General features: G+C 70.6%; 20 protein-coding genes and 1 riboswitch. Of the genes, 7 read left to right on the forward strand and 13 right to left on the reverse strand.

Going from position 1 to position 25,899, the window contains the following annotated elements; genetic code table 11:
- Window positions 1–22: 22 nt before the first annotated feature.
- Window positions 23–1,456, reverse strand: a complete 1,434-nt coding sequence (gene ahcY / locus WG922_RS01605; protein ID WP_340280155.1) for an adenosylhomocysteinase — start codon at window positions 1,454–1,456, stop codon at window positions 23–25.
- A 64-nt stretch (window positions 1,457–1,520) separates the two neighbouring features.
- Window positions 1,521–1,592: riboswitch (S-adenosyl-L-homocysteine riboswitch) on the reverse strand.
- 55 nt (window positions 1,593–1,647) lie between these two features.
- Here ahcY and WG922_RS01610 point away from each other — a divergent pair.
- Window positions 1,648–2,724, forward strand: coding sequence for an ATP-dependent DNA ligase (locus tag WG922_RS01610; protein ID WP_340280156.1), 1,077 nt, complete (start codon window positions 1,648–1,650; stop codon window positions 2,722–2,724).
- A 54-nt stretch (window positions 2,725–2,778) separates the two neighbouring features.
- Here the strand turns inward: WG922_RS01610 and ligD are convergent, their stop codons facing one another.
- Window positions 2,779–3,876, reverse strand: a complete 1,098-nt coding sequence (gene ligD, locus WG922_RS01615) for a non-homologous end-joining DNA ligase (RefSeq protein ID WP_340280157.1) — start codon at window positions 3,874–3,876, stop codon at window positions 2,779–2,781.
- 123 nt (window positions 3,877–3,999) lie between these two features.
- Between ligD and WG922_RS01620 the strand changes: the two genes are divergently transcribed.
- The 3 genes from WG922_RS01620 to WG922_RS01630 are packed head-to-tail and all read left to right on the forward strand — an operon-like array spanning window position 4,000 to window position 7,748.
- Entirely contained in the window at window positions 4,000–5,631 is a 1,632-nt protein-coding gene (locus tag WG922_RS01620; RefSeq protein WP_340280158.1) for a peptide chain release factor 3, read from the forward strand.
- Between the two features lie 57 nt (window positions 5,632–5,688).
- Entirely contained in the window at window positions 5,689–6,924 is a 1,236-nt protein-coding gene (locus tag WG922_RS01625) for a S41 family peptidase (protein ID WP_340280160.1), read from the forward strand.
- Between the two features lie 20 nt (window positions 6,925–6,944).
- Window positions 6,945–7,748: an HAD-IIB family hydrolase gene (locus WG922_RS01630; RefSeq protein WP_340280162.1), complete on the forward strand. Its 804-nt coding sequence runs from the start codon at window positions 6,945–6,947 to the stop codon at window positions 7,746–7,748.
- A 145-nt stretch (window positions 7,749–7,893) separates the two neighbouring features.
- Here WG922_RS01630 and WG922_RS01635 read toward each other — a convergent pair whose 3' ends face one another.
- From WG922_RS01635 to WG922_RS01650, 4 genes are all read right to left on the reverse strand, one after another.
- The gene (locus WG922_RS01635) at window positions 7,894–8,655 is read right to left on the reverse strand and encodes a gamma-glutamyl-gamma-aminobutyrate hydrolase family protein (protein ID WP_340280163.1); all 762 of its coding nucleotides are present in this window, start codon (window positions 8,653–8,655) and stop codon (window positions 7,894–7,896) included.
- Window positions 8,656–8,847: 192 nt separating this feature from the next.
- Entirely contained in the window at window positions 8,848–9,819 is a 972-nt protein-coding gene (locus WG922_RS01640) for a tripartite tricarboxylate transporter substrate binding protein (RefSeq protein ID WP_340280165.1), read from the reverse strand.
- Between the two features lie 86 nt (window positions 9,820–9,905).
- The gene (gene uvrA, locus WG922_RS01645) at window positions 9,906–15,755 is read right to left on the reverse strand and encodes an excinuclease ABC subunit UvrA (RefSeq protein WP_340280167.1); all 5,850 of its coding nucleotides are present in this window, start codon (window positions 15,753–15,755) and stop codon (window positions 9,906–9,908) included.
- A gap of 129 nt (window positions 15,756–15,884) precedes the next feature.
- Complete coding sequence (locus WG922_RS01650) at window positions 15,885–17,567, reverse strand: CHASE domain-containing protein (protein ID WP_340280169.1); 1,683 nt, start codon at window positions 17,565–17,567, stop codon at window positions 15,885–15,887.
- Window positions 17,568–17,766: 199 nt separating this feature from the next.
- Here WG922_RS01650 and WG922_RS01655 point away from each other — a divergent pair, with 199 nt between their 5' ends.
- Window positions 17,767–18,027, forward strand: a complete 261-nt coding sequence (locus WG922_RS01655; protein WP_340280170.1) for a hypothetical protein — start codon at window positions 17,767–17,769, stop codon at window positions 18,025–18,027.
- Window positions 18,028–18,365: 338 nt separating this feature from the next.
- Here WG922_RS01655 and WG922_RS01660 read toward each other — a convergent pair whose 3' ends face one another.
- The 4 genes from WG922_RS01660 to WG922_RS01675 all read right to left on the reverse strand — a co-directional run bounded on the left by WG922_RS01660 (window position 18,366) and on the right by WG922_RS01675 (window position 21,723).
- Entirely contained in the window at window positions 18,366–20,483 is a 2,118-nt protein-coding gene (locus WG922_RS01660; RefSeq protein WP_340280171.1) for a sodium:solute symporter family protein, read from the reverse strand.
- A gap of 4 nt (window positions 20,484–20,487) precedes the next feature.
- Window positions 20,488–20,745, reverse strand: coding sequence for a DUF4212 domain-containing protein (locus WG922_RS01665; protein WP_340280173.1), 258 nt, complete (start codon window positions 20,743–20,745; stop codon window positions 20,488–20,490).
- A gap of 127 nt (window positions 20,746–20,872) precedes the next feature.
- Window positions 20,873–21,457 carry a tetratricopeptide repeat protein gene (locus WG922_RS01670; RefSeq protein ID WP_340280175.1) on the reverse strand — a complete coding sequence of 195 codons (585 nt, stop codon included), beginning with the start codon at window positions 21,455–21,457 and terminating at the stop codon, window positions 20,873–20,875.
- A complete protein-coding gene (locus WG922_RS01675; RefSeq protein WP_340280176.1) occupies window positions 21,448–21,723 on the reverse strand; it encodes a hypothetical protein in 276 nt (91 codons plus the stop codon). Before WG922_RS01675 ends, WG922_RS01670 begins: the two co-directional genes overlap by 10 nt.
- Before the next feature lie 180 nt (window positions 21,724–21,903).
- On the opposite strand from WG922_RS01675, the gene WG922_RS01680 reads away from it, so the two are divergent.
- Complete coding sequence (locus tag WG922_RS01680; RefSeq protein WP_340280177.1) at window positions 21,904–23,832, forward strand: DUF294 nucleotidyltransferase-like domain-containing protein; 1,929 nt, start codon at window positions 21,904–21,906, stop codon at window positions 23,830–23,832.
- On the forward strand, window positions 23,829–24,476 hold the full coding sequence (locus WG922_RS01685; RefSeq protein ID WP_340280178.1) for a 3'-5' exonuclease: 648 nt from the start codon (window positions 23,829–23,831) through the stop codon (window positions 24,474–24,476). The genes WG922_RS01680 and WG922_RS01685 overlap by 4 nt, the downstream gene beginning before the upstream one ends.
- A gap of 31 nt (window positions 24,477–24,507) precedes the next feature.
- Here WG922_RS01685 and WG922_RS01690 read toward each other — a convergent pair whose 3' ends face one another.
- Genes WG922_RS01690 through WG922_RS01700 form a run of 3 tightly spaced genes read right to left on the reverse strand, consistent with a single transcriptional unit; the run spans window position 24,508 to window position 25,897 of the window.
- Window positions 24,508–25,146 carry a 2-hydroxychromene-2-carboxylate isomerase gene (locus tag WG922_RS01690; protein ID WP_340280180.1) on the reverse strand — a complete coding sequence of 213 codons (639 nt, stop codon included), beginning with the start codon at window positions 25,144–25,146 and terminating at the stop codon, window positions 24,508–24,510.
- Window positions 25,143–25,400 (reverse strand): DUF1289 domain-containing protein, encoded by a 258-nt coding sequence (locus WG922_RS01695; RefSeq protein ID WP_445322777.1) that lies wholly within the window; start codon window positions 25,398–25,400, stop codon window positions 25,143–25,145. Before WG922_RS01695 ends, WG922_RS01690 begins: the two co-directional genes overlap by 4 nt.
- Complete coding sequence (locus WG922_RS01700) at window positions 25,397–25,897, reverse strand: YbaK/EbsC family protein (RefSeq protein WP_340280485.1); 501 nt, start codon at window positions 25,895–25,897, stop codon at window positions 25,397–25,399. Before WG922_RS01700 ends, WG922_RS01695 begins: the two co-directional genes overlap by 4 nt.
- Window positions 25,898–25,899 lie beyond the last annotated feature (2 nt).

A 25,899-nucleotide genomic window follows, 5' to 3' on the forward strand; every position in this document is an offset into this window, starting at 1 on the left:
TCGGGCTGCCGCAGCGGCGCAATCAGTAGCGGTAGGTGTCCGGCTTGAACGGGCCCTGCTTGGGCACGCCCAGGTAGCCGGCCTGCTCGTCCGACAGCTCGGTCAGCGTGGCGTTGAGCTTCTTGAGCTGCAGGCGCGCCACCTTCTCGTCGAGGTGCTTGGGCAGCGTGTAGACCTTGCCCACGTCGTAGCTGTCGGCATGCGCGAACAGCTCGATCTGCGCGATGGTCTGGTTGGCGAAGCTGGAGGACATCACGTAGCTCGGGTGGCCGGTGCCGCAGCCCAGGTTCACCAGGCGTCCCTTGGCCAGCAGGATGATGCGCTTGCCGTCGGGGAAGATCACGTGATCGACCTGCGGCTTGATCTCTTCCCACTGGTACTTCTCGAGCGACGCGACGTCGATCTCGTTGTCGAAGTGGCCGATGTTGCAGACGATCGCCTGGTCCTTCATGCGGGCCATGTGGTCGTGCGTGATCACGTCCTTGTTGCCGGTGGCCGTCACGAAGATGTCGGCCTTGTCGGCGGCGTACTCCATGGTGACCACGCGGTAGCCTTCCATCGCGGCCTGCAGGGCACAGATGGGGTCGATTTCGGTGACCCAGACCTGCGCCGAGAGCGCGCGCAGGGCCTGGGCGCTGCCCTTGCCCACGTCCCCGTAACCGGCCACCAGCGCCACCTTGCCGGCGACCATCACGTCGGTGGCGCGCTTGATCCCGTCTACCAGCGACTCGCGGCAGCCGTACAGGTTGTCGAACTTGCTCTTGGTGACCGAGTCGTTGACGTTGATGGCGCGGAACATCAGCTCGCCGCGCACGGACATCTGCTTGAGGCGGTTCACGCCCGTGGTGGTCTCCTCCGTCACGCCGATGATCTCGGCGCTCTTGCGGCTGTACCAGGTGGGGTCCTGCGCGAGCTTGGCCTTGATGGCGGCGAACAGCAGGCGCTCTTCCTCGCTGCCGGGGTTGGTGAGCACGGAGGCGTCCTTCTCGGCGCGCTTGCCCAGGTGCATGAGCAGCGTTGCGTCACCGCCGTCGTCCAGGATCATGTTCGGGCCTTCGCCGGCCGAGCCCTTGGGGCCGAAGTCGAAGATGCGGTGGGTGTAGTCCCAGTAGTCGGCCAGCGATTCGCCCTTGATGGCGAACACGGGCGTGCCGCCGGCGGCGATGGCGGCGGCGGCGTGGTCCTGGGTCGAGAAGATGTTGCAGGAGGCCCAGCGCACCTGCGCGCCCAGGGACTGCAGCGTCTCGATCAGCACGGCCGTCTGGATGGTCATGTGCAGCGAGCCGGTGATGCGCGCGCCCTTGAGCGGCTGGGCCTTGGCGAACTCGTCGCGGATGGCCATGAGGCCCGGCATCTCGGTTTCGGCGATGCGGATTTCCTTGCGGCCCCAGTCGGACAGCGACAGGTCGGCGATGGCGCAGTCGTCGGCGGAAACGGGTTTGAGAACGGCGTTCATGGATTCTCCAAAACAGGGTTTGAATAGGCCACTACTTCTCTGGGGAACTCACCACACAGGAAACAGTGGGTGAGCGTCGTTGCGGGTGGGAAATCCGAGCCTCGCACTGAACAGTGCTGCAACGCTCCTCGGATGGGACGCGATTATAGGCAGCCACCCCACGGCCGCGGCTGGCTGGGGTACAAAAGGCGATGCCCGAAAACGCCCTCTTCGCCACCCCCATCGACCCCATGCTCGCGAAGGTCGCCGACGAGCTGCCGCAGGGCGATGCCGTGCTCTACGAGCCCAAGTGGGACGGCTTCCGGGCCATCGTGTTCCGGGGCAACGACGGGGTCACGCTGCAAAGCCGCGACCTCAAGCCGCTGAACCGCTATTTCCCCGAGCTCGAGAAGGCGCTGCACGAAGCGCTGCCCAAGGGCTGCATCCTCGACGGCGAGATCGTGGTGGCGGGCCCGAACGGCCTCGACTTCGATGCCCTGCAGCAGCGGGTGCACCCTGCGGCGTCGCGCATCGCGCGGCTGGCACGCGAGACACCGGCCGCATTCGTCGCGTTCGACCTGCTGGCCGCCGGCGGGCGCAGCACGATGGCGCTGCCGCAGCACGAGCGGCGGCTGCGGCTGGAGCGCCTGCTGGGCCAGGCGCGCCCGCCGCTGTACCTCACCCCGATGACCCGCGACCGCGCCACCGCGCAGGAATGGCTGCAGCGCTTCGAAGGTGCGGGCCTCGACGGGGTGATCGCCAAGCCGGCCGACGCGCCCTACCAGCCGGCGAAACGCGCGATGTTCAAGATCAAGCACGTCCGCACGGCCGATTGCGTGGTGGCCGGCTTCCGCTGGTACAAGGACCAGCAGGACGCCGTCGGCTCGCTGCTGCTGGGCCTGTATGACGAGGAGGGCATGCTGCAGCACGTGGGCATCACCTCGTCGTTCACGATGGCCCGCCGCACCGAGCTGGTGGACGAGCTTGCGCCGCTGCGCGAGCAGGCGCTGGAGAACCACCCCTGGCGCGACTGGGCCAGCGCCTCCGTCGGCGATGCCGACCGGATGCCGGGCGCCAAGAGCCGCTGGAGCGGCGGCAAGGACCTGCGCTGGGAGGCGCTGCGCCCCGAGCGTGTGTGCGAGGTGAAGTACGACCACCTGCAGGGCCGGCGCTTTCGCCACGCCACCACCTTCCTGCGCTGGCGCACCGACAAGGCGCCCGCCGACTGCCGCTACGACCAGCTGGACGTCACGGCGCCCTTCGAGCTGGCGCAGGTGTTCGGCGCCTGAGCTCGCCTTGCGTCGCCCTGTCCTGCGCGAGCCTGCGTCGGCGGCTGGCCCCCCCTACTTCGGCCCGGCCTTGCGCTGCGTCCGCGGCCTGGCCGAGGCGCTTTCCTTCGCGTCGGCGGCCACGGGCTCGCGCGTGCGCCGCACCGACGGCGGGGCACGGGGCGGCTCGCCGGCCTGCTTGGCGTAATGCGGCGGCCAGGGCGCGTCGCCTTGTCCACCGGCCGCCTGCCGCGCCGACAGCTCCAGCAGTGCGTCCAGCGAGCAGGCCTGATCGTCGATGGCGGCGTGCAGGTCGCCCAGCCGCGCGTAGCGCTCGGGCATCGTGCGCAGCGTGAAATCGGCCGGATCGCAGGCGCGCAGCTCGTCCCAGCCGACCGGCGCGGACACGCGCGCGTCGGGACGCGGGCGCACCGAATAGGCCGATGCGACCGTACGGTCCTTGGCGTTCTGGTTGTAGTCGAGGAAGACGCCGTGCCGCTCCTCTTTCCACCACGCGCTGGTGGCCAGCTTCGGCGCCCGACGCTCGACCTCGCGCGCCAGCGCCAGGGCGGCGCGCCGCACCTCGTCGAAGCCCCAGCGGCGCTCGATCCGCGCGATCACGTGCACCCCGCGCGAGCCCGAGGTCTTGGCGAACCCGGTCAGCCGCATCTCGTGCAGGACCTCCCGCACCACCGCGGCCACCTCCACGATCTGCGGCCACTGCACGCCGGGCGTCGGGTCCAGGTCGATGCGCAGCTCGTCGGGGTGGTCCAGGTCGTCGGCGCGCACCGGGTGCGGGTGGAGCTCGATGCAGTTGAGGTTGGCCATCCAGGCAAGCGTCGCCGCGTTGCAGGGCACCACCTCTTCGGCCGTGCGGCCCGAGGGAAAGCGCAGGGTGGTCACGCAGACCCACTCGGGGTGCTTGGCTGGCGCCCGCTTCTGGAAGAAGGCCTCGCCCTCCACCCCGTCCGGGTAGCGCTTCATCACGCAGGGCCGCATGCCGGCGCCGCGCAGCGCGCCCTCGGCCACCGACAGGTAGTACTGCACCAGCTCGAGCTTGGTCACCCCCGCCTGCGGAAACATCAGCTTGCCCGGGCTGGACACGCGCACTGCATGCGGGCCGGCCTGGACGGTGACCGACTCCTTGGCAGCGCGCGGGCTCTCGGCGGACATGGATCGCAGGCTAAGCCGCTTGGGCACAATACGGGGCTGGCTGCAACCAAATGCACGGCCGCAAGCGCACGCCGACGCGCGCGCCCCGGTCTCCCGCCAGCCATCCCCCCGGAGTTTCCTGCCTTGTCTGCCTCGCCCTTTGCCGCCGAGACCCGGCGCCGCCGCACCTTCGCCATCATTTCCCACCCCGACGCGGGCAAGACCACGCTCACCGAGAAACTGCTGCTGTTCTCCGGCGCGATCCAGATCGCCGGCAGCGTCAAGGCGCGCAAGGCCTCGCGCCACGCCACCTCCGACTGGATGGAAATCGAGAAGCAGCGCGGCATCTCGGTGGCGTCGTCGGTGATGCAGATGCTGTACCGCGACCACGTGATCAACCTGCTCGACACGCCCGGCCACAAGGACTTCTCCGAAGACACCTACCGCGTCCTCACCGCGGTCGATTCGGCGCTGATGGTGATCGACGCCGCCAACGGCGTGGAAGCCCAGACCCGCCGCCTGATCGAGGTCTGCCGCCAGCGCAACACACCCATCATCACCTTCGTCAACAAGATGGACCGCGAGGTGCGCGAGCCGCTGGACATCCTCGACGAAGTCGAGCGCGAGCTCGGCATGCCCTGCGTGCCCATGACCTGGCCCGTGGGCAAGGGCAAGTCCTTCGGCGGCATCATGAACCTGCGCACCCAGGCCATGACCGTGTTCGAGTCCGGCAGCGAACGCCGGCCGCAGGATTTCGAGACCATTCCGCTGAGCCAGGACGATGTGCTGCGCCGGCGCTTCAGCGACGAGTGGCAGGCTGCCGCCGACAGCATGGAGCTGGCCACCGGCGCCTCGCCTTCCTGGGACCACCAGGCGTTCCTGGAAGGGCGCCAGACGCCGGTATTTTTCGGCTCCGGCGTCAACAACTTCGGCGTGATGGAGGTGCTGGACGCGCTGGTCGATCTCGCCCCCGCGCCGCAGCCGCGCACCAGCTCCCTGCTGGTGAACCGCCAGCCTGTCGAAAAGGTGATTGCCCCCGAGGACGCTGCCTTCTCCGGCGTGGTCTTCAAGGTGCAGGCCAACATGGACGCCAACCACCGCGACCGCATCGCCTTCGTGCGCATGGCGTCGGGGCGCTACACGCCCGGCATGAAGCTCAAGGTGCAGCGCACCGGCAAGGAGCTGCGTCCCACCTCGGTCGTCACCTTCCTGTCGCAGCGGCGCGAAGCCGTGGACGAAGCCTATGCCGGCGACATCATCGGCTTCACCACGCACGGCGGCGTGCAGCTGGGCGACACCATCACCGACGGCGCCAACCTGCAGTTCACCGGGCTGCCCTTCTTCGCGCCCGAGCTGTTCATGACGGTGCTGCTGAAGAATCCGCTGCGCACCAAGCAGTTGCAGCAGGGGCTGGCGCAGCTCGGCGAGGAAGGCGCCATCCAGGTGTTCCGGCCGCAGGCCGGCGGAGCGATGCTGCTCGGGGCGGTCGGCCAGCTGCAGTTCGAGGTGGTGCAGCACCGGCTGCTCACCGAATACGACGCCGACATCCGCCTGGAGGGCTGCCAGTACACGGGCGCGCGCTGGATCACCGCCGACACCCCGGCCGAACTGCGCGCCTTCAGCGACGCCTACCCCCAGCGCATGGCGCTGGACGCCGCCGACGCCCTGGCTTTCCTGTGCACCTCGCCCTACGACGTGCGCCTGGCCCAGGAACGATTTCCCAAAATCCACTTCCATCTGTTGCGCGAACACGCCGGGCTGTCCCTGCAAGGTTGAGCACAGCAGCGCGCTAGCTCATCAGTTCGATAATCCGGAGCTCATCAGGAGCTCCGCGTGTCGCACCCGACCCCCTCGACCCTCTCGACTCGTTTTCCCGGCCGGCGCACGGCCACCCGCTTGGTCGGTCTCGCGGCTGCATTGCTGCTCGCCGCCTGCGGCGGCGGCGGGGGCGGAGGAGATGGCGCAGCAGCCGACCCCGGCAAGCTGGTGACCCCCACCGCCGCGCTGGCGCCTTCCCCGTCCTTGGCCGGCATCTGCACCTTGCAGGGCGAGCAGGCCTTCGCCCGCAGCTACCTGAACGACCGATACCTCTGGTGGGACCGCGTGCCCGAGGTGGCCTCCCAGGAGCACGCAAGCGTGCAGTCGTACTTCGGCGCGCTCCTGCTGCGCGAGCCGGACGCCAGCGGCCGGCCCACCGACCGCTACAGCGCAGTGCTCACGACATCGCAGGCAGACGCGATGCTCACCGCCGTCGCCACGCCCATGGCGGCCGTGCTCGCGACGGGACGCGCCGGCGTGCCGCTGGTGGCTACGCTGTCCAGCCCGGGCGGCCGCGCGGTCGGCTACCTGCAGTTCGACCGGCACGGCAAGGGTGCGCAGGACGCGCTGATCGCCGCCTTCGAAGCCCTTCGGGCAGCAGAGGTGCCCGAGCTGGTGCTGGACTTGCGCAACAACCCGGGCGGCTACCTCTACGTGGCGCAGGCCGTCGCGTCGATGGTGGCCGGGGCCGACCACAACGGCAAGCTGTTCGAAGAGCTGCGCTACAGCGACAAGCGCCGCGCAGAAGGCGCGGGCACGCGGCTGCAGTTCACCGGCACCGTGCAGACCGCCGAAAGCCGCTATCCCAAGGGGCACCCGCTGCCGCAGCTGGGGCTGCCGCGCCTGTACGTTCTGGCATCCGGCGCCACCTGCTCGGCCAGCGAATCGATCGTCAACGGACTGCGCGGCGTCGGCATCGAGGTGGTGCTGGTCGGCCAGCCCACCTGCGGCAAGCCGTACGGCTTCCATCGCAAGGACAACTGCGGCAAGAGCTACTTCGCCATCGAGTTCCAGAGCGTCAACGCCGTCGGCTTCGGCGACTACGCCAGCGGCATGGCACCGCAGTGTCCCGTGCAGGAAGACCGGCGCATCCCGCTGGGCGATGCGCGCGAGCCGCTGCTGGCGGCGGCGCTGCACCACATCGACACCGGCGCCTGCCCGGCGGCGCCCGCGCCGTTGGAAGCGGCCGCCACGAAGCGCGCCTCCGACCCCTGGGATGGTCTGGCCGGGCGGCTGCTTGCGCCACAATGACGGCCGTCCCCAGCGTCCCCATGCTCCCACTCTCCGACTGGCCCCTCGCCGCGCGCCGCGGCATCACCGGCGTCCTGACCGACATCGACGACACCCTGACCAGCGACGGCAGCGCCAGCCCCGAGGCGCTGGCTGCGCTGGCGGCGCTGCGCGAAGCGGGCCTGCACGCCATCGCCATCACCGGCCGCCCGGTGGGCTGGAGCGAGCCCTTCGCGCTGCAATGGCCGATCGACGCCATCGTCGCGGAGAACGGCGCGGTCGCCCTGGTGCGCGGCTGCGACGGTGCGTTGCGCAAGCACTACCAGCAGGACGCCGCCACCCGCGCGCGCAACTTCGCGCGCATGCAGCAGGTGGCTGCGCGCATCGTCGCCACGGTGCCCGGAGCGCAGCTCGCCCGCGACAGCGCCGGCCGCGAAACCGACATCGCGATCGATCACAGCGAGTTCACGCAGCTGGCGCCGGCGCAGGTGCGCGAGGTCGTGGCGCTGATGCGCGCCGAGGGCATGACCGCGACGGTCAGCTCCATCCACGTCAACGGCTGGTACGGCACGCACGACAAGCTCGCCGGTGCACGCTGGATCCTGCGCACGCTGCTGGGCCGCGAGCTGGACGCCGAGCTGGACCACTGGGTCTACGTCGGCGACTCCACCAACGACGAATGCATGTTCGAGCGCTTCACGCATTGCGCAGGCGTCGCCAACATTCGCCGCTTCGAGGCGCAGCTGCGCCATCCGCCGAAGTACGTCACGCCCTCCGAGCGGGGCCGGGGCTTCGCCGAAGTGGCCGCCGCCGTGCTGCAGGCCCGCGCGACCGCCACGCCGTAACGGTACGGGCGACAGCCCGACGTTGATCAGCGCACGCGTTCCGCCGCCGTCCAACGGCGCAGCAATGCGGGCGCATGCCCGTTGCCAAGCTCCCGGTGCCTGGCCGCCACCCATACGCAGGGGACGCGCGCCGCCGACGCGGGGTTCAAGGGCTGCTTCGGCGGCGCGCGAAATGCACGCGGCACGCCTGCGCGAAGGCTTCGAAAGTACGTGCGTAGAACGGCGTGCTGGCATAACGCCACTCGGGGTGCCACTGCACGCCGAACGCGAAGGCCCCGCTGCGCTCGTAGCGCACGCCCTCCACCAGCCCGTCGGGCGCAAAGGCTTCGGCCACCAGCCCCTGGCCGAGCCGCTTGATGCCCTGGCCGTGCAGTGAATTGACCTGTGCGGTGGTGGCGCCGGCCCACTGCGCGAAGGCGCTGCCCGGCACCAGCCGTACCTCGTGGCGGTGCGCGAACTGCACCTCCATCGGCTGGTCATCGGGCTCGCGGTGGTCCAGGTGGCCTTGCTCGGCATGCACCTGCTGGTGCAGGGTGCCTCCGAGGGCGACGTTCATCTCCTGCAGGCCCCGGCAGACACCGAACAGCGGCACGCCGGCGGCGAGGGCGGCGCGCACCAGACGCATGGTGAGCGCATCACGCCGCGGATCGAGGAGGTCGGTGGGCAGCGCAGTGCCGCCATAGTGGCTGGCCTCTACGTTGGAGGGGGAGCCGGTGAGCAGCACGCCATCGACCAGGGGCAGCAGGGCATCGACGTCGTCCGCGCCTGCCAACGGAAACAGCACCGGCTGCAGGTCCAGCTGATCGACCGCCTCGGCATAGCGGTCTGCCAGCACGATGTAGCCGCCGGGGTCGGACAGGTCGAGGTTGCGGTGGCACGCAGGCAGCCACACCAGCGGTTTCTGCATGCCGCGATATTGCCGCAGGGGCCGCATCGCGTGGGCCCGCCGCAACTGGCGGCAACCTGCCGCAACCGGCCGCAAGCGCGGTTGCAAACACGGACGGACGACGGCCGGATGGAAACCGCTGCGCCGCCCGCTGAGCCGTGCCCGGAACCTGCCGTGAAGCCGACGCGAGCGCGCCGGCCTCGGCTGGCGCGATCAGCTGCCCTTGGCCAGCCCCAGCTTCTCGACCAGCGCCTTTTCCGTGGCGAAGGTCTCCTGCGCGAACTTGGCGTAGGCCTGCGGGCCCATGTACATGGGGACCATGTCGTAGCGGGCCAGGGCCTGCACGTAGCTCGGGTCTTCCATGGCCTTCTTGAAGGCCTCGTGCAGCTTCGCGACCACCTCGGGCGGCGTGCCGCGCGGCGCGCCGATGCCGAAGGGCGAGTTCTGCACGATGTCGATGCCGAGTTCCTTGAGGGTCGGCGCGTCGGGGAATTTCTCCAGCCGCTTCTCGCCCCATGTGTTGAGCACGCGCAGCTTGCCGGCCTGCACCAGCGGCGCGAAGCCGGTGGAGTCGGCCGCCGCCATGATGTGGCCGCCGCCGATGGCCTGCATCAGGTCGGCGCTGCCCTTGAAGGGCACGTGGTTCAGCTGGAGGCCCAGGCGCTGCGCGATCAGCTCGGTGGTCAGGTGCGGGCTGGTGAGGTTGCCCGTGGAGCCGTAGCTCAGCTTGCCCGGATTGGCTTTCGCGTAAGCGACGAAATCGTTCCAGTTCTTGATCGGGCCATCGGCCGGCACGACGATGCCGAAGGCGTAGCCGGTGACGTTGATCACGTAGGTGATGTCCTTGACCGGATCCCAGTTGATCTTGGTCGTGTAGGGCAGGCGGAACACGCCCAGCGGAATCTGCGCGAGCGTGTAGCCATCGGGCTGCGCGGTCTGCAGTTGCTGGGCCGGCAACGTGCCCCCCGCACCGGGCTTGTTTTCGACGATCACCGGCTGGCCCAGGATCTTGGACGCGTTCTCGGCCAGCTGGCGCATGGTCACGTCGGTCGGGCCACCCGCCGGGAATGCGATCACGAGGCGGATGGGCTTGGTCGGAAAGTTGCTCGCGGACTGCGCGAAGCTCGACAGCGCGGGCGTGGCGAGGACGGCGGCGGCGGCTTGCACGAGATGGCGACGGCGCATGGGTGTTTTCTCCTGAGGGGTGCTATGCGAAAGCCGCATTCAAGTCGGCGCAGGCGCCCCCGGCAAGAGGGGAAGCCCCATTCCTGTCACCTGCGGGTCTCGTCGATCGCGACCTCCTGCGGATGAACCTCAGCCGCAGCTACGCTCGCTGCCACCGCAGCCTGCTGAGGCATGGGCGCGCTCGCGGCGCCGCGCGCCAGCACCGGCGCCAGCGCGGCGCCGGTGTGGGTGCCCGCCCGCACCACGTCTTCCGGCGCGGCGCTGGCCACCACGCGGCCGCCGGCGCTGCCGCCCTCGGGACCGAGGTCGATGATCCAGTCGGCCTCGGCGATCACGTCGAGGTCGTGCTCGATCACGACCACGCTGTGGCCGCCGTCCACCAGGCGGTGCAGCACGCGGATCAGCTTTTCCACGTCGGCCATGTGCAGGCCCACCGTCGGCTCGTCCAGCACGTACAACGTGTGCGGCGCCTTCTGCCCGCGCCGGGTGATGTCGTCGCGCACCTTGGCCAGTTCGGTCACGAGCTTGATGCGCTGGGCCTCGCCGCCCGAGAGCGTCGGCGAGGGCTGGCCGAGCGTGAGGTAGCCCAGCCCCACGTCCTTGAGCAGCTGCAGCGGATGCGCAATCACCGGCATCGAGGCGAAGAACTCGACCGCCTCGTCCACTTCCATGCGCAGCACGTCGCCAATGCTCTTGCCGCGCCAGGTGACCGCCAGCGTCTCCGGATTGAAGCGCGCGCCGTGGCACGACTCGCAGGGCACCTTCACGTCGGGCAGGAAGCTCATGCCGATGGTGCGCACGCCCTGCCCCTCGCAGCCGGGGCAGCGGCCCTCGCCGGTGTTGAACGAGAAGCGGCCCGGCCCATAACCGCGGGCCTTGGCTTCGAGCGTGTCCGCGAACAGCTTGCGGATGGTGTCCCAGAAGCCGATGTAGGTGGCCGGGCAGGAGCGCGGCGTCTTGCCGATCGGCGTCTGATCGACTTCCAGCACCCTGTCGAGGCCCTGGTAGCCGCCCACCGCCGTGCAACCGCTCCACGCCGGGTGCTTGCCGCGGTCGTCGGCGTCGCGCCCGGCCTTGGTGGCGCGCTGCTGCACGGCCCGCTGCACGTTGTGCAGCAGCACGTCGCGCGCGAGCGTGCTCTTGCCCGAACCCGAAACGCCGGTGACGGCCACCAGGCGCTGAAGCGGAAGGTCGGCGTCCACTGCCTGCAGGTTGTGCAGGCTGGCACCGCGCACCCGCAACATGCCTGCGCCCCCCTCCCCGCCCGCCACCGCGCGGCGCGGCTTGAGCGGGTGGCGCATCGCGTGCAGCAGGTAGCGGCCCGTGACCGATGTGTCCTGCGCCGTCACATCGGCCACGCTGCCCTCGGCCACCACCCGGCCGCCGCGCACGCCGGCGCCGGGGCCGATGTCGATCACGTGGTCGGCACGGCGGATGGTGTCCTCGTCGTGCTCGACGACCACCAGGGTGTTGCCCTTGTCGCCCAGCTTGTGCAGCGCGTTCAGCAGGATCTGGTTGTCGCGCGCGTGCAGGCCGATGGTCGGCTCGTCCAGCACGTAGCACACGCCCTGCAGGTTGGAGCCGAGCTGCGCGGCCAGCCGGATGCGCTGCGCCTCGCCGCCGGAGAGCGTGGGCGCGCCCCGGTCGAGCGTGAGGTAGCCGAGGCCCACCTCCTCGAGGAACTCGAGGCGGCTGCGGATCTCGGGGATCAGGTCGCGCGCGATGCCCTGTTCGCGTTCGCTCAGCGTGCCCTCGGCCTGCAGCGTCTCGATCCAGCGGCGCACGTCCAGCACCGACAGCGCGGCGATGTCCGCGATGCCGACGCCGTTGAAGCGCACCGCCCGCGCCTGGCCGTTCAGCCGCGTGCCGTGGCAGCCCGGGCAGGCCTCGTCGGCGAGGCCCTCGATGTCCGGCTCGCCGAAGGTCTGCTCGCGCCCCTTGCTGTCCTCGGCCTGCACCGTGTCGTCGAGCGCCTTGCGCTGATCGCGCGTGAGCTTGACGCCGGTGCCCACGCAGTCCGGGCACCAGCCGTGCTTGCTGTTGTAGGAGAACAGGCGCGGGTCGAGCTCGGGATAGGAAGTGCTGCACACCGGGCAGGCGCGGCGGGTGGAGAACACCGCCACCGCGCCGACGTGCGCGTGCGTCGCCCCTTCTCCGGCCATGGCTTCGCGCAGCCCGTCCAGCGGCGCCAGCACGTGCAGCACGCCCTTGCCGTGCTCCAGCGCCACGGCCAGGTGGTCGCGCAGCAGCGACTCGTTCTCGGGCTTCACATCGAGGTCGCACACCGGCAGCTCGATGGTGTGTTCCTTGAACCGGTCCAGGCGCGGAAAGCCGGTGGTGGGCAGGAAGTTGCCGTCCACGCGCAGATGGCTGTAGCGGCGCGCGCGCGCCCATTCGGCCAGCTCGGTGTAGACGCCCTTGCGGTTCACCACCAGCGGCGCCAGCAGGCCGATGTGCTGGCCGCGGTAGCGACGCAGGATCTGCGCCGCGATGCTGTCCGGCGTCTGCGGCCGCACCTCGGCGCCCTCGTGCACGCAGTGCTGCACCCCCAGCTTGACATAGAGCAGGCGCAGGAAATGCCAGACCTCGGTGGTGGTGCCGACGGTCGATTTGCGTCCGCCGCGCGAGAGCCGCTGCTCGATCGCCACGGTGGGCGGGATGCCGTAGACCGCATCGACCTCGGGCCGCCCGGCCGGCTGCACGATGCTGCGGGCGTAGGCGTTGAGCGATTCCAGGTAGCGCCGCTGGCCCTCGTTGAACAGGATGTCGAAGGCGAGCGTGCTCTTGCCCGAGCCGGACACGCCGGTGACGACGCTGAATCGGTTGTGCGGAATGCGCACCGTCATCGACTTCAGGTTGTGCTCGCGGGCGTTGATGATCTCGATCGCGCCGCCCGGCTCCGGCAGATCCGAAGGCCGCGTCGCCGGCGCGCCCATGGGCTCGGCCAGCTCGCGCACGCCGAGCGTGCCGTCGTACTCGCGCAGCGCCCGCCCGGTGTGCGAGGCCGGGTGCTTGCGCACTTCCTCGGGCGGGCCCTCGGCCACCAGCAGGCCGCCCGCGTCGCCGCCTTCGGGCCCCAGATCGATCACCCAGTCCGACGCGCGGATCACGTCGAGGTTGTGCTCGATCACGATCAGCGAATGTCCGGCCTCGAGCAGCCGGCGCAGCGCGCGCATCAGCTTGGCGATGTCGTCGAAGTGCAGGCCGGTGGTGGGCTCGTCAAACAGGAACAGCGTGCCCCGCGTCGCGAGCTTCTGGCTGCTGCGCCGGCCCGCCGCCTCAGCCAGGAAGCCCGCCAGCTTGAGCCGCTGCGACTCGCCGCCCGAGAGCGTGGGCACCGGCTGGCCCAGCTTCACGTAGTCGAGGCCGACGTCGATGATCGGCTGCAGCGAACGGATGACGTCGCGGTCGTTTGCGAAAAGCTGGGCGGCCTCGCTCACGGTGAGGTCCAGCACGTCGGCCACCGAGAGCACGCGCGGGCGCGGCGCACCGACGGCATGGCGCTCGATGGCGACCTCCAGGATCTCGGGGCGGTAGCGGCGGCCGTCGCAATCGGGGCAGCGCAGGTAGACGTCCGAGAGGAACTGCATTTCGACGTGCTCGAAGCCCGAGCCGCCGCAGGTGGGGCAGCGGCCGTCGCCGCTGTTGAAGCTGAACTTGGACGCCGTGTAGCCGCGCTGGCGCGCGAGCGGCGCGTTGGCGAAGATCTCGCGGATGCAGTCCCAGGCGCCGACGTAGCTCACCGGGTTGGAGCGCGCGGTCTTGCCGATGGGCGACTGATCGACGAACACCACATCGGACAGGTGGTCGGCGCCGAGCAGGCGCGCGTGGCGCCCCGGCGTGTCGGTGGCCTTGCCGAACTGGCGCAGCAGCGCCGGCGCGAGGATGTCCTGCACCAGGCTCGACTTGCCCGAGCCGGACACGCCGGTCACGCAGACCATGCGCTGCAGCGGGAACTCGACCGTCACGTCCTTCAGGTTGTGCTCGGCGGCGCCTTCCAGGATCAGCCGCGGCGTGGCCTCGGTTACGGCGCGCTTGAGCCCCATGCCGACCTGCCTGCGCCCGCCGAGGTAGTTGCCGGTCAGGGTGTCGGCGCGGCGCAGCGCGTCGGTGGCGCCGTCGAAGACGATCTGGCCGCCGCGCTCGCCCGGGCCGGGGCCCATGTCGATCATGCGGTCGGCCGCGAGCATCACGGCCGGGTCGTGCTCGACCACCACCAGCGTGTTGCCGGCGTCCCGCAGGCGTTTCATGGCCTCGGTGATGCGGTGGATGTCGCGCGGATGCAGGCCGATGCTGGGCTCGTCCAGCACGAACAGCGTGTTCACCAGCGAGGTGCCCAGCGCGGTGGTCAGATTGATGCGCTGGACCTCGCCACCCGAAAGCGTGCGGCTTTGCCGGTCCAGCGTGAGATAGCCGATGCCGACATCGACGAGATAGGCCAGCCGGGTGCAGATCTCCTCGAACAGCAGCTTCAGCGCCTGCAGCTCGCCCTCGGCCGCTCCGCCCGCCGATGCGGCGGCCATCGGCTGCAGCCGGGCGAAGAAGACGCGCAGCCGATCGATCGGCATCAGCATCAGGTCATGCAGGCACAGTCCCGGGAGTGCTTCGAGCTGCGCCCGCGTCCAGTCCACGCCCGCCGGCAGGAAGCGGCGCGCCGGCTCCAGCACCGCGTCCGCGTCTTCCTTGCTTCCCAGGCGCCACAGCAGCGGTTCGGTCTTCAGGCGCGCGCCGCGGCAGCTGTCGCAGGGCGTGTAGCTGCGGTACTTCGACAGCAGCACCCGGATGTGCATCTTGTAGGCCTTGCTCTCCAGATACTGGAAGAAGCGGCGGATGCCGTACCACTGCGTGCTCCAGTTGCCCTCCTTGTAGCCGGGCGTGCCGTCCAGCACCCAGTCGCGCTGCGCGGGCGTGAGCTTGCTCCAGGGTGTGTCGCGCGGGATGCCGGCCGCCTCGGCGTGCCGCATCAGGTCGTCCTGGGCCTCGGACCACGCGGGGGTCTGGATCGGCTTGATCGCGCCGCAGCGCAGCGTGAGCTTGTCGTTGGGAATCACCAGGCCCCAATCGACGCCGATCACCCGGCCGAAACCGCGGCATGTCTCGCAGGCGCCCACGGCCGAATTGAAGGAGAACATCGACGGGATCGGGTCGGCATAGCGGATGTCGCTGTCCGGGCAGTGCAGGCCCGTCGAGAAGCGCCACAGCGCCGGCTCGGCCTGCGTCTCGTCGCCGGCCTGCTGCACGTAGACCGCAAGGCGCCCCGCACCGCGCTTGAGGGCGACCTCGATGGCCTCGATGGCGCGCGCCTTCTCCACGCCCTGGATGCGGAAGCGGTCGGCCACCACGTCCAGCACCTTGCGCGGCCCGGTCGGTGCCGCCACCTCGCGCTGCGCCTGCACGCGCGTGAAGCCGCTGGCCGCGAGCCACTGCTCGATCTCCTCCGGCGTGGTGCCCGCGGGCAGTTCCACGGGAAAGGTGAGCACCAGCCGCGGATCGTCCGAGCGCGTGCGCTCCATCAGCTCGGCGTAGATGGTCTCGGGCGTGTCGTGGCGCACCCGGCGCGCGCTGCGCCGGTCGAAGAGCTCGGCCGCGCGCGCGAACAGCAGCTTCAGGTGGTCGTTCAGCTCGGTCATCGTCCCCACCGTCGAACGCGAGGAACGCACCGGGTTGGTCTGGTCGATGGCGATGGCCGGGGGCACGCCCTCGATGCGGTCCACCGCAGGCTTGTCCATGCGATCGAGGAACTGCCGCGCGTAGGCCGAGAAGGTCTCGACATAGCGCCGCTGCCCTTCGGCATAGAGCGTGTCGAAGACCAGGCTGGACTTGCCGGACCCGCTGGGGCCCGTCACCACGGTGAGCTCGCCGGTGCGCAGGTCGAGGTCGAGATTCTTGAGGTTGTGCTGCCGGGCGCCGCGGATGCGGATCAGACCGTGGGTCATAGGGAGGTGGAGCGGGAGGGGGAGGGAGGCTGGAGGGCAAACATTCTAGGGATGAGGCTTGCGGCCTTGGGTGCCTGGGGATATAGCCGCGCCGCGCCAAGGAGCCTGCGGCCGTGCAGCCGGGGCGCTTCAGCTGCGCGCCACCGTGCCCTGGCCCTCGTCGGTGCGCAGCATCTCGACCACGAAGCGCGTGCCCTGCTCGGCGCTGGAGCGGCAGGTCACGGTGCCGCCGTGCGCCTGCACGATCTGCCGCACGATGTAGAGCCCGAGCCCGATGTTCCGTCCGGCGCTGCCGGCACGCGAGCCCTGGCTCAGCGGCTCGAACAGCTCGCCCAGCAGCGCCGGCGGGATCGGCTCGCCCTCGTTGTGCACCGACAGCCGCACGCGGGCGCGGCTGCTGTGCAGGCGCACGGTGATCGGCGCATCGGCGGCGCCGTACACCAGCGCGTTGTTGACGAGGTTGGCGACCACCTGTGCGATGCGGTCGGCGTCCCAGGTGCCCGAGCCGTCGCCCTGCACGTGCAGCGCGATCTCGCGCCGGGGATGGGCCAGCCGCAGCTCGTCTATCGCCTGCTGCACGATGTCGTTGATGTCGCCCGGCGTGCGCACCACGGGAATGCCGCCCGCCAGCCGCGCCTGCGTGAAATCGAGCAGGTCGCGGATCATGCGCGTGCTCATCCCGCAGCTCGACTGGATGCGCTGGACGCTGCGCGCGAACTCGGGCGCGAGCGGCGCCCGCTCCAGCATGGAAGCGTTGAGCTGGATGGTGTTGAGCGGGTTGCGCAGGTCGTGCGAGACGATGCCCACCAGTGTTTCGGTGAACTGGACCTGCTGGCGCAGCGCCTGCGTGCGGTCTTCGGCGCGCCAGCGCTCGCGCGCCTGGGCCCTGGTCAGGGCGAACAGCAGCGCGCTGATGACGAGGCCGACGGAAAACACCAGCAACGGGCGCAGCAGCCGCAGCGGCGAGGCCGGCGCCGCCGGCGTGAAGCGCAGTGTCCACTCCTGGCCCGCCACGGCACGGGTGCGCTCGACCACCGCGCGCTCGCGGCCGCCGGGCGGCGCGCCGTACAGCAGGTCGGCGTCGCCCGCGGAGCCGGTCGTGTGCACCGAGCGCAGCACCACCTCGGGCGCCCCCTCGGCCAGTGCGGGACCGAAGAAATCGTTGGACCGGAAGGGCGCATAGACGAAGCCGCGCAGCAGGGCCCGGCGCTGCTCGACCGCCTCCGGCGGCTCGCCAGAGGCATAGACCGGGGTGTAGATGAGAAAACCGGCCGACTTGACGGGCTCGATCTCCTGGCGCAGCACCACGCTGCCGGTCATGGCGTGGCTGGCGCGGTCGCGCGCACGGTCCATGGCCGCGGCGCGCACCGGCTCCGAATGCATGTTGAAGCCGAGGGCGGCCTGGTTGCGCCGGTCGAGCGGCTCCAGGTACTCGATGCGGAAGCTGGTGTCCTCCGAGCCCACGCGCGGGCTCCATCCGATGCCCTGGATGCCGGGGTAGTCGGTGGCGATCTGCAGGCCCGACACGAACACCGCGAAGCCGTCGCGGTCGAGCTTCGGACCTTCGGCCAGCACGAAGGACCGCGTGGCCTGCAGCAGCGCCAGGTACGCCGCGAGCCGGCTCTCGAGCTGGCCCATCGCATCGTCCACCTGCGATTCGACCTCCGCCGACGTGCGCACCTGGACCGCCCGCAGCGACAGCAGCGAAGCCATGCAGGTGAGCAGCAGGCAGCCGGCCAGCACCATCGCCGCGCGGCCCAAACGCAGCCCGCTCAGGAAGGACCGCGCGCGCACCGGCGCGAACCAGCTCACCGCCACCTCGGCGGCTGCCCTGCGCGGAAACGCTCGCCGGACACGCCACGGCCCCAGCCGGATCGCGGCACCGGGCCGAATCGTCTATTCATGCGACGCGATTTTGCGTCAACGGGCCCGCCTGCGGGGTTCGCGCGCGAGGGTTTTCCCTCACCGGTCGCGGTACGGTGCCGCCCGCCACGCGCCGTACGCTCGGTCCATGACCGCACCGCCATGCGTCCGCTCGCCGGACGATCTCGCGGCGCTCGAGCGGCAGACCTACGCAGAGTACCTGCCCTATCCCGGCGTCTGGCAGGCGCTCGAACACGTCGCCCGCAGCCACGCGCAGCGCCCTGCCCTGACCTACCTGACCTCGGCCGATCCCGCCGCGCCGCCGCAACGCTGGGACTACGCCGGCCTGGCGCAGCAGGTGCGCCGGGCCTTCATGGAGAAGCGGGCGCCGCGCTACACCGGCCACTGAGGCGACTCGCGTGTCCGCCTGCCGGGCGGGGAGGACTGCGCCGCGCGGGTCGCTGCGGCGGCAGTGGTCCGCGAAGTCAAGCGGTATTCGTGGACCGCCCCGACTCGTTCCGCGCGTCGCAGGCGTCTTGGCTCGCCCCGGCCCTCATGCAGTCGCGTCTCGATTCACTGGAGTCGATCGAGAGGTGGTCGGGGCTTGCACCCGCAGGCGTGCACCATGCGGGGCGCACGAAAAAAGGCAGACCCGAGGGTCTGCCTTGCGTGTCGCCCGCAGCGTGCGGGCGGTCAATTCTGCGCAGCCGCGCCGCAGCCCCTGCCGGAGCGACGGCGCCGCCGCGATCAGGCGCTCTTCAGGCTGGGATAGCGCACGTGCTCCACCAGTTCCTGGATGCGGGCGTTGGGCGCCGGCGTGATGAGGCTCACCAGGATGATCACCGCGAAGCCCACCGGCACGCCGAACAGGCCGGCCGAGATCGGCTGGATGCCCCACCACAGCTCGATCGGCGAGGTCACGCCGAATATGCCGCGCAGCCAGGGCTGCGTGGTGGCCATGTAGTAGAAGGTCACGCCCAGGCCGCAGGCCATGCCGAGCGAGGCCGCGATGCCGGTGGCGCGCTTCCAGAAGATGCCCAGCACCAGCGCCGGGAAGAACGCGGCGGCGGCGAACGAGAACGCTGCGGACACCAGGAACAGGATATCCGCCGGCTTCTGTGCGGCCACATACGCGGCACACAGCGCCACCACCAGCAGCAGGACCTTGGAGATGGTCACGCGGCGGGCCGTCGAGGCGTTCGGGTCCAGCATCTTGTAGTACAGGTCGTGCGACAGCGCGTTGGCGATCGTCAGCAGCAGGCCGTCGGCGGTGGACAGCGCAGCGGCCAGGCCGCCGGCGGCCACCAGGCCCGAGATGACGTAGGGCAGCCCGCCGATTTCCGGTGTGGCCAGCACGATGATGTCGCCGCCGATGCTCATCTCGTTGAGCTGGAAGATGCCGTCCTTGTTCACGTCGGTCACCGACAGCAGCGAGGGATCGACCCGGTTCCAGGCCCCGATCCACTGCGGCAACTGGTCGAAGGGCGTACCCACCAGCACGTTGAACACCTCGTACTTGACCAGCACCGCCAGGGCGGGCGCGGTGAAGTACAGCAGGAAGATGAAGAACAGCGACCAGGTCACCGACTCACGCGCCTGCTTGACGCTGGGCGTCGTGTAGTAGCGCATCAGGATGTGCGGCAGGGCCGCCGTGCCCACCATCAGGCAGAAGATCAGCGCCAGGAAGTTGCGGCGCGATTCGTTGTAGGCCTTCTGGGCGGCGGCGTCGCCGTCCGGATTGCCCGAGTACTGCTGCGCGTGCGGGGGCATGCCGTTCAGGGGCTTGGCCTTGTTCTCGGCAGCCGCCTTGGCAGCGGTCCAGGAGCGCCGCGCCGCGTCCGGATCCTTGGGCAGCGCGGCGAGCTCCTTCTCGGCGTCGGCCAGTTCGGCGGCCGGCGCATTGCTCGCGCGCAGATCGTTCACCCGCTTGGTGATGGCGTCGCGGTCGGTGTTCAGGGCCGCGGCCGGATCCTTCAGCTTGTCGCCCAGTGCGGCGGCGCGCTGCGCGAAGATCTGGCGCACTTCCTGTTCCTTCGGATCGGCCACCAGGCGCTTCTCGGCCTCGGTCACCTTCTGCAGCTGCACGCCGTAGATGGCTTGCGGCACCGGCACGCTGGTCTGCTTGACCGACAGCCAGACCACCGGGATCAGGTAGGCCACGATCAGCACGATGTACTGCGCGACCTGCGTCCAGGTGACGGCCCGCATGCCGCCCAGGAAGGAACACACCAGGATGCCGCCCAGGCCGAGGAAAATGCCCAGCTCGAAAGCCACACCCGTCAGGCGCGAGGTGATCAGGCCGACCCCGTAGATCTGCGCCACCACGTAGGTGAACGAGCAGAGGATGGCCGCCGCGATGCCCAGGAAACGCGGCAGGTTTCCGCCATAGCGCTCGCCCAGGAAGTCGGGGATGGTGAACTGGCCGAACTTGCGCAGGTAGGGCGCGAGGAAGAGCGCCACCAGGCAGTAGCCGCCGGTCCAGCCCATGATGAAGGCCAGACCCGAGTAGCCGGTGAGGTACAGCGTTCCGGCCATGCCGATGAACGAGGCGGCGGACATCCAGTCGGCGCCCGTGGCCATGCCGTTGTAGACCGCCGGCACGCGCCGTCCGGCGACGTAGTACTCGGCGGCGTCGCTGGTGCGGCTCATGATGCCGATGCCCGCGTACAGCCCGATGGTGGCCAGCAGGAAGGTGTAGCCGATCCAGCGGCGCGGCAGCCCCATGGATTCGAGCACCGCGAGCACCAGCACGAAGATCAGGAAGCCCCCGACGTACCAGGTATAGACCTTGTTCAGGTTGGACTTGAAGGCCCGGTTGCTTTCCGCAGTGGTCACGGCGCCGTCGGCGCCAAAGATTCCAGCCATGGTGTCATTCCTCCTCGGCGACGCCGTGCTCGATATCCAGCTTCGCCATGTAGCGGGCGTAGAACCAGATGATCAGGCAGTAGATGATCAATGCCCCCTGCGCGCCCATCCAGAAACTGAAGGGCCAGCCGAAGAAATTGAAGCTCAGGTCGCGCGCGAAGTAGCTCACGACGAAGGTCACCACGAACCAGATCGCGAGCAATATGGCGGTGATGTTGAGGTTCTTGCGCCAGTAGTGGCGGTGCGATTCCGATAGCTGCATGTCTCCTGCCTCAGTGTGCGCCCGGGCGGGCTGGTTCGCGACCGCCCGCGGATGGGCGGGCCTGCAGCCGGTCACGGCGTTCAGCGGCATCCGCCCGGCCCCGCCGGTGCGGCACACGGCGCGGACGTCAGGCCGACTGCGCGCTGCGCAGTCCGGTCTCACGTTCGAGCTGGGCGGCCACCCTCGGCTCGAACCCCCGGAGGTGGCGGATGATCCGCGCAGCCTCGTCGGGCTCTTGCCGATCGACATGAACCCGGGCCAGTTGGTACCAGCCGTAGGGGCTCATGGGTTGCAGTTCGGTGTTCTTGCGCAGCGCCTCGACGGCCTCGTCGAAGCGGCGCAACTGGATCAGCACCAGGCCCTGGCCGTACCAGGCCCGGTCGAGCTTGGGAGACAGGCGGGTCGCCTCCCGGAAGGCAGCGAGCGCTTCTTCGAGCCGCCCCGCTTTCTCGAGCATGAATCCGAGGTTGAACCAGCCCGGCGCATGCGCCGGCGCGCAGCGCACCACCTGCTGCTGCAGTGCGACGGCGCGCGCGCTGTCGCCGCGCTGGTCTTCGATCTGGGCGCGGCTGGCGAGCGCGTGGGCGTCGTCCGGAACCATTGCGCTCAGCGCCTCGAACAGCTCGAGGGCACGGGCGCGCCGTCCGAGCAGCAGGGCCAGGCGGCCCTGCCAGCGCAGCAGGGCGAGCTGCAGGCGCAAGGTCAGCGACACAGGTGCACTCCGATCTGGACACAGTGCTGGATACGCCAGATCGTCACGGCGATCCAGGCGAAACCCAGTGCGAGGAAAGCCACCAGCGGCACGTGCCGGTCGAGCACGACCCGCGGCGTGAGTCGGCGCGCGGCCCAGGTGAAGGGGCGCACCGTCATGTCGAGCACTTGATAGAACAGGTTCTGCTCGCGCTTGGCCCCTGCCAGCAGGCCCAGCACCCAACGTCCGAGCAGCGCCATGAGGGCGATCTCGGCGACGAGTTTCACGAGGGTCAGTGCGGTGAGCATGTGCGCAGGTGTTGCGCGGACTGTCAAAAGTGCGGCTTACCCGTTTCTTACACAGCGACGGTTTTGCACCACGGCAAGGGTTAACACCGACTCGATGCGCCCGCACGCCGGCACCCCATGGGCAAGCGCGCTGTTGCGTGCTAGCGTGCGGCCGCCGCCATGCCAGAGCCCGCCGAAACGCCCCTGACCGCCGCTGCCACGGCCGCCGCGCAGGGCGCACTCGCGCCTTCGGCCCCCCTGCTGGCGCACCTGCGCACACAGCTGCGGGCCTGGCCGCCGTTCTGCACGATGGACGACGAGGCGATCGACGCGTTTCTCACCCGCGCGCGCCAGCACTACGCGGCGCCGGGCGAGGTGCTGCTGGCGCCCGCACAGGGTGCGGCGCGGACGCTGCTGCTGGTGCGTCAGGGCACCGTGCGGCACGAGGCGCCGGGAGGCGGCGATGCGACGGCGCTCGGGGCGGGCGAGTTCATGCCGGTGGCGGCGCTGCTCGCGCATCGGCCGGTGCGCGGCACCTACACCGCGCTGGACGACGTGTTCGTGCTGGCGCTCGATGCGGACGATGTCGAGGCGGTGGCCGGGCGCAGCCCGCCCTTCGCCGACTACCTGCAGGCGCGCATGCAGGCGCTGCTCGCGCGTTCGCGCAACGAGCTGCACCAGACCCTTGCTTCGCAGGCGCTGGCGCAGCAGGCCATGGAAATGCCGCTCGGCAGCCTCGCCAGCGTCGGTGCGGTGCACTGTGCCCCGGGCACGCCGCTGCGCGAGGCCTTGCAGACCATGCACGCGCGGCAGATCGGCTCGATCCTGGTCACCGACGACACGGGCGCGCTGCGCGGCATCTTCACCCGCCACGATCTGCTGCGGGTGGTGCTGGCGCCGGACTTCGATCTCGACACGCCGATCGGGCGCGTGATGACCTCCCCGGTGTACAGCCTGGGCGTGCGCGACACCGCGCAGGACGCCGCGCTCCTCATGGGCGAGCACGCCGTGCGGCACGTGCCGGTCACGCGCGAGGGCACGCTGGTGGGCATGGTGTCCGAGCGCGACCTGTTCGCGCTGCAGCGCACCAGCGTGCAGCAGGTCAGCGCCCACATCCGGCGCGCCGAGGACGACGCCGCGCTGCGCCTGGCGGCCGAGGGCATCCGCGCCCTCGCCCGCCAGCTGCTCGCGCAGGGCGTGCAGGCACGCCAGATCACCGAGCTGACCAGCCGGCTCAACGACGTCCTCACGCGGCGCGTGCTGACGCTGCACGCCGCCCGCGCCGCCATCGCCCTGGAGCGCCTGTGCTGGCTCGCGCTCGGCTCCGAGGGGCGCAGCGAGCAGACCCTCGCCTCCGACCAGGACAATGCGCTGGTGCTGCCCGACGACAGCGACGGCGCCGAGCGCGAGCGCACACGGGCCTGGGCCGAAGGCGTCAACCGCACGCTCGATGCCTGCGGCTACGACTGGTGCCGCGGCGGCATCATGGCGGGCCAGCCCGCCTGCTGCCTGACCGTGTCGGACTGGCTCACGCGCTTTCGCCGCTGGATCGAGCATGGAAGCCCGCACGACCTGCTGCAGGCCAGCATCTACTTCGACCTGCGCCCGCTGGCGGGCGACGAGCGCCTGGCCGCGCAGCTCGGGCACGAGATCGCGACCCGGGTGCGCACGACGCCGCGCTTCCTGCACCAGCTCGCCGCCAACGCGCTGGCGCACCGCCCTCCGCTCGACTGGGCCGGTCGCATCGAAGCCGACGCGCAGGGCTGCATCGACCTGAAGCTGCAGGGCACCGCGCTGTTCGTCGATGCGGCGCGCATCCTGGCCCTCGGCCAGGGCGTGCAGGCCACGGGCACGCGCGAGCGGCTGCTGCAGTCGGGCCGTGCCTTGCAGCTGCAGCCGCGCGAATACGAGAGCTGGGTCGGTGCCTTCGAGTTCCTGCAGGGGCTGCGCCTGCGCGTGCAGCTCGACGCGGCCGCCGCGACCGGGGAGCGGCCCAACCATCTGCGCCTCGCGAGCCTCAGCGACATCGACCGGCGCATCCTGGCGGCCAGCCTGCGCGAAGCACGCGCGCTGCAGCAGCGGCTGGCGCTGGACTGGACGATGCGATGAGCTGGTGGCGCTGGCCCGGCCGGCGCGCGCCGACGCCCGAAGGCGCAGAAGCGCGCTGGCTGGTCCTGGACGTGGAGGCCACCGGGCTGGATCCGCATCGGGCCGAGCTGCTTGCCATCGCCGCGGTCGGCCTGCGCTGCGACTGGCGCACGCGGCGCCTGGCGCTGTGTCCCGGCGACAGCTTCTCGGTGCGGCTGCGCCCGTCGCGTCCGGGAAGCCGTGAGAACGTGCTGGTGCACGGCATCGGGCTCGGCGCGCAGGACCGGGCCGCACAGCCGCGCGACGCACTGCAGGCTTTCCTGCAGTTCGCACAGGGCGCCCCCCTGCTCGCCTTTCATGCCGATTTCGACCGCACGCTGCTGCAACGGCAGGTGCGCGCGCAGGGCGGCAGGCGCATGGCGCACGCCTGGCTGGACATCGCGCACCTCTGCACCAGCGCCTTCCCGAGCGTGCGTGCGCGCTCGCTGGACGACTGGCTCGGGCACTTCGGCATCACCTGCCTCGCACGCCACGAGGCCGAAGCCGACGTGCTCGCCGAGAGCGAACTGCTGCAGCGCGTGTGGCCGCGCGTGGCCGCCGAATGCGGCTCATGGGACGCGCTGCAGGCCTACGCCTCGCGGCACGCGTGGTTGCGGCAGCCCTGAGCCAGCCCGATGGCCGCAGCCTGCCGGCCGCTCAGCGGGCGCGCTGCACGCCGGGCCGCTGTCCCGCCTCGTGCCAAGCGGGTGTGTCGAACCAGGCATCGCCCTCGAGATAGGCGCGCAGCATCGGCAGCGCATCGAAGCCCCAGAACAGCCTGTCGTCCACGGCCAGGGCGGGCACGCCGAACACCCCGGCGGCGATGGCGGCATCGGTGTTGGCGCGCAGTTCGGCCTTGACCTCGGCGTCCCCGGAGTCGCGACGCGGCGCCAGTTCGGCGCGCAGCTGCGCGAGGCGCTGCGGATCGACGGCGTCCGCCTCCGACAGCCAGACGTGGCGCAGCACGGTTTCGCACGCCCAGCGGTTCACGAGCCCGCCATCGCCGCAGGCAAGGGCGAGGCGCAGCAGCGGCAGCGGGTTGAACGGGTGCGTCGCCGGCAGGTGCAGCGGAATGCCGTGCTGGCGCGCGAGCCACTGCACCTGCCGATAGGTCCACTCGCGCTTGCCAGGCACCTCGGCGGGGCCGAGCTGGCCGTAGTGCGCCAGGATCGCGCCGAACAGGACGGGCCGATAGTCGATGCGATAGCTCAGGCCCAGCAGCGCCTGGGGCAGCTGCTCGAATGCGAGATAGGCATACGGCGAGACGAAGTCGAGATGGAAGGTGATGTGTTTCACGCCGCGTCCTCCGCGTCTTCGAGGTGGCGCGCGCGCGCGCCGATCGTGTGCCAGACGCGGCGCTTGGCGGCTGCGTCCATGCCGCCCCAGGACGCGATCTCGTCGAGCGTGCGCAGGCAGCCTGCGCACCAGCCGCTGGCGGGGTCCATGCGGCACACCGAGCTGCAGGGCGAGGGCACGTCCTCGGAGCCGGCACCGGCGGCGGCTACGGCCTGCGCGCGTGCCAGCAGCTGCGCGAGCGGGGCCGGCGTCACGGCGCCTCCTGCACGACGTCCGCGACCGGCGCACCGGTCAGGTGTTCGAGGTCGGCCGGCCGCAGCAGGAACACGCCATGCGGGTGGCCGGCGGCGGCCCATATCTCGTCGAAGCGAAACAGCTCGCGGTCGATCAATGTGACGGGCGGCTGCGCGTGCGCGAGCGGTGCGACTCCGCCGATGGAAAAGCCGGTGCGGCTCTTGACGAAGTCGGCGTCGGCACGGCCGATGGGCCCGACCAGCGCCTCGACCTTGCGCTCGTCCACGCGCCGGTCGCCCGAGGTGACGACCAGCACCGCGGCCTCGTCGTGGCGGCGCCGGAAGATGATGCTCTTGGCGATCTGGCCCACGTGCACCCCCAGGGCGTCGGCGGCCTGCTGCGCGGTGCGCGCGGCGGCATCGAGCATGCGCGGCATGTGCGGATGGCCGCGCGACTGCAGCAGCCGGGCGACGCGCTGCATGCCTTCGGGCAGCGACTGGAGTTCGGCGCCGCACATGC

This window comes from Ramlibacter sp. AN1015 (assembly GCF_037726105.1).
Lineage (GTDB): Bacteria > Pseudomonadota > Gammaproteobacteria > Burkholderiales > Burkholderiaceae_C > Ramlibacter.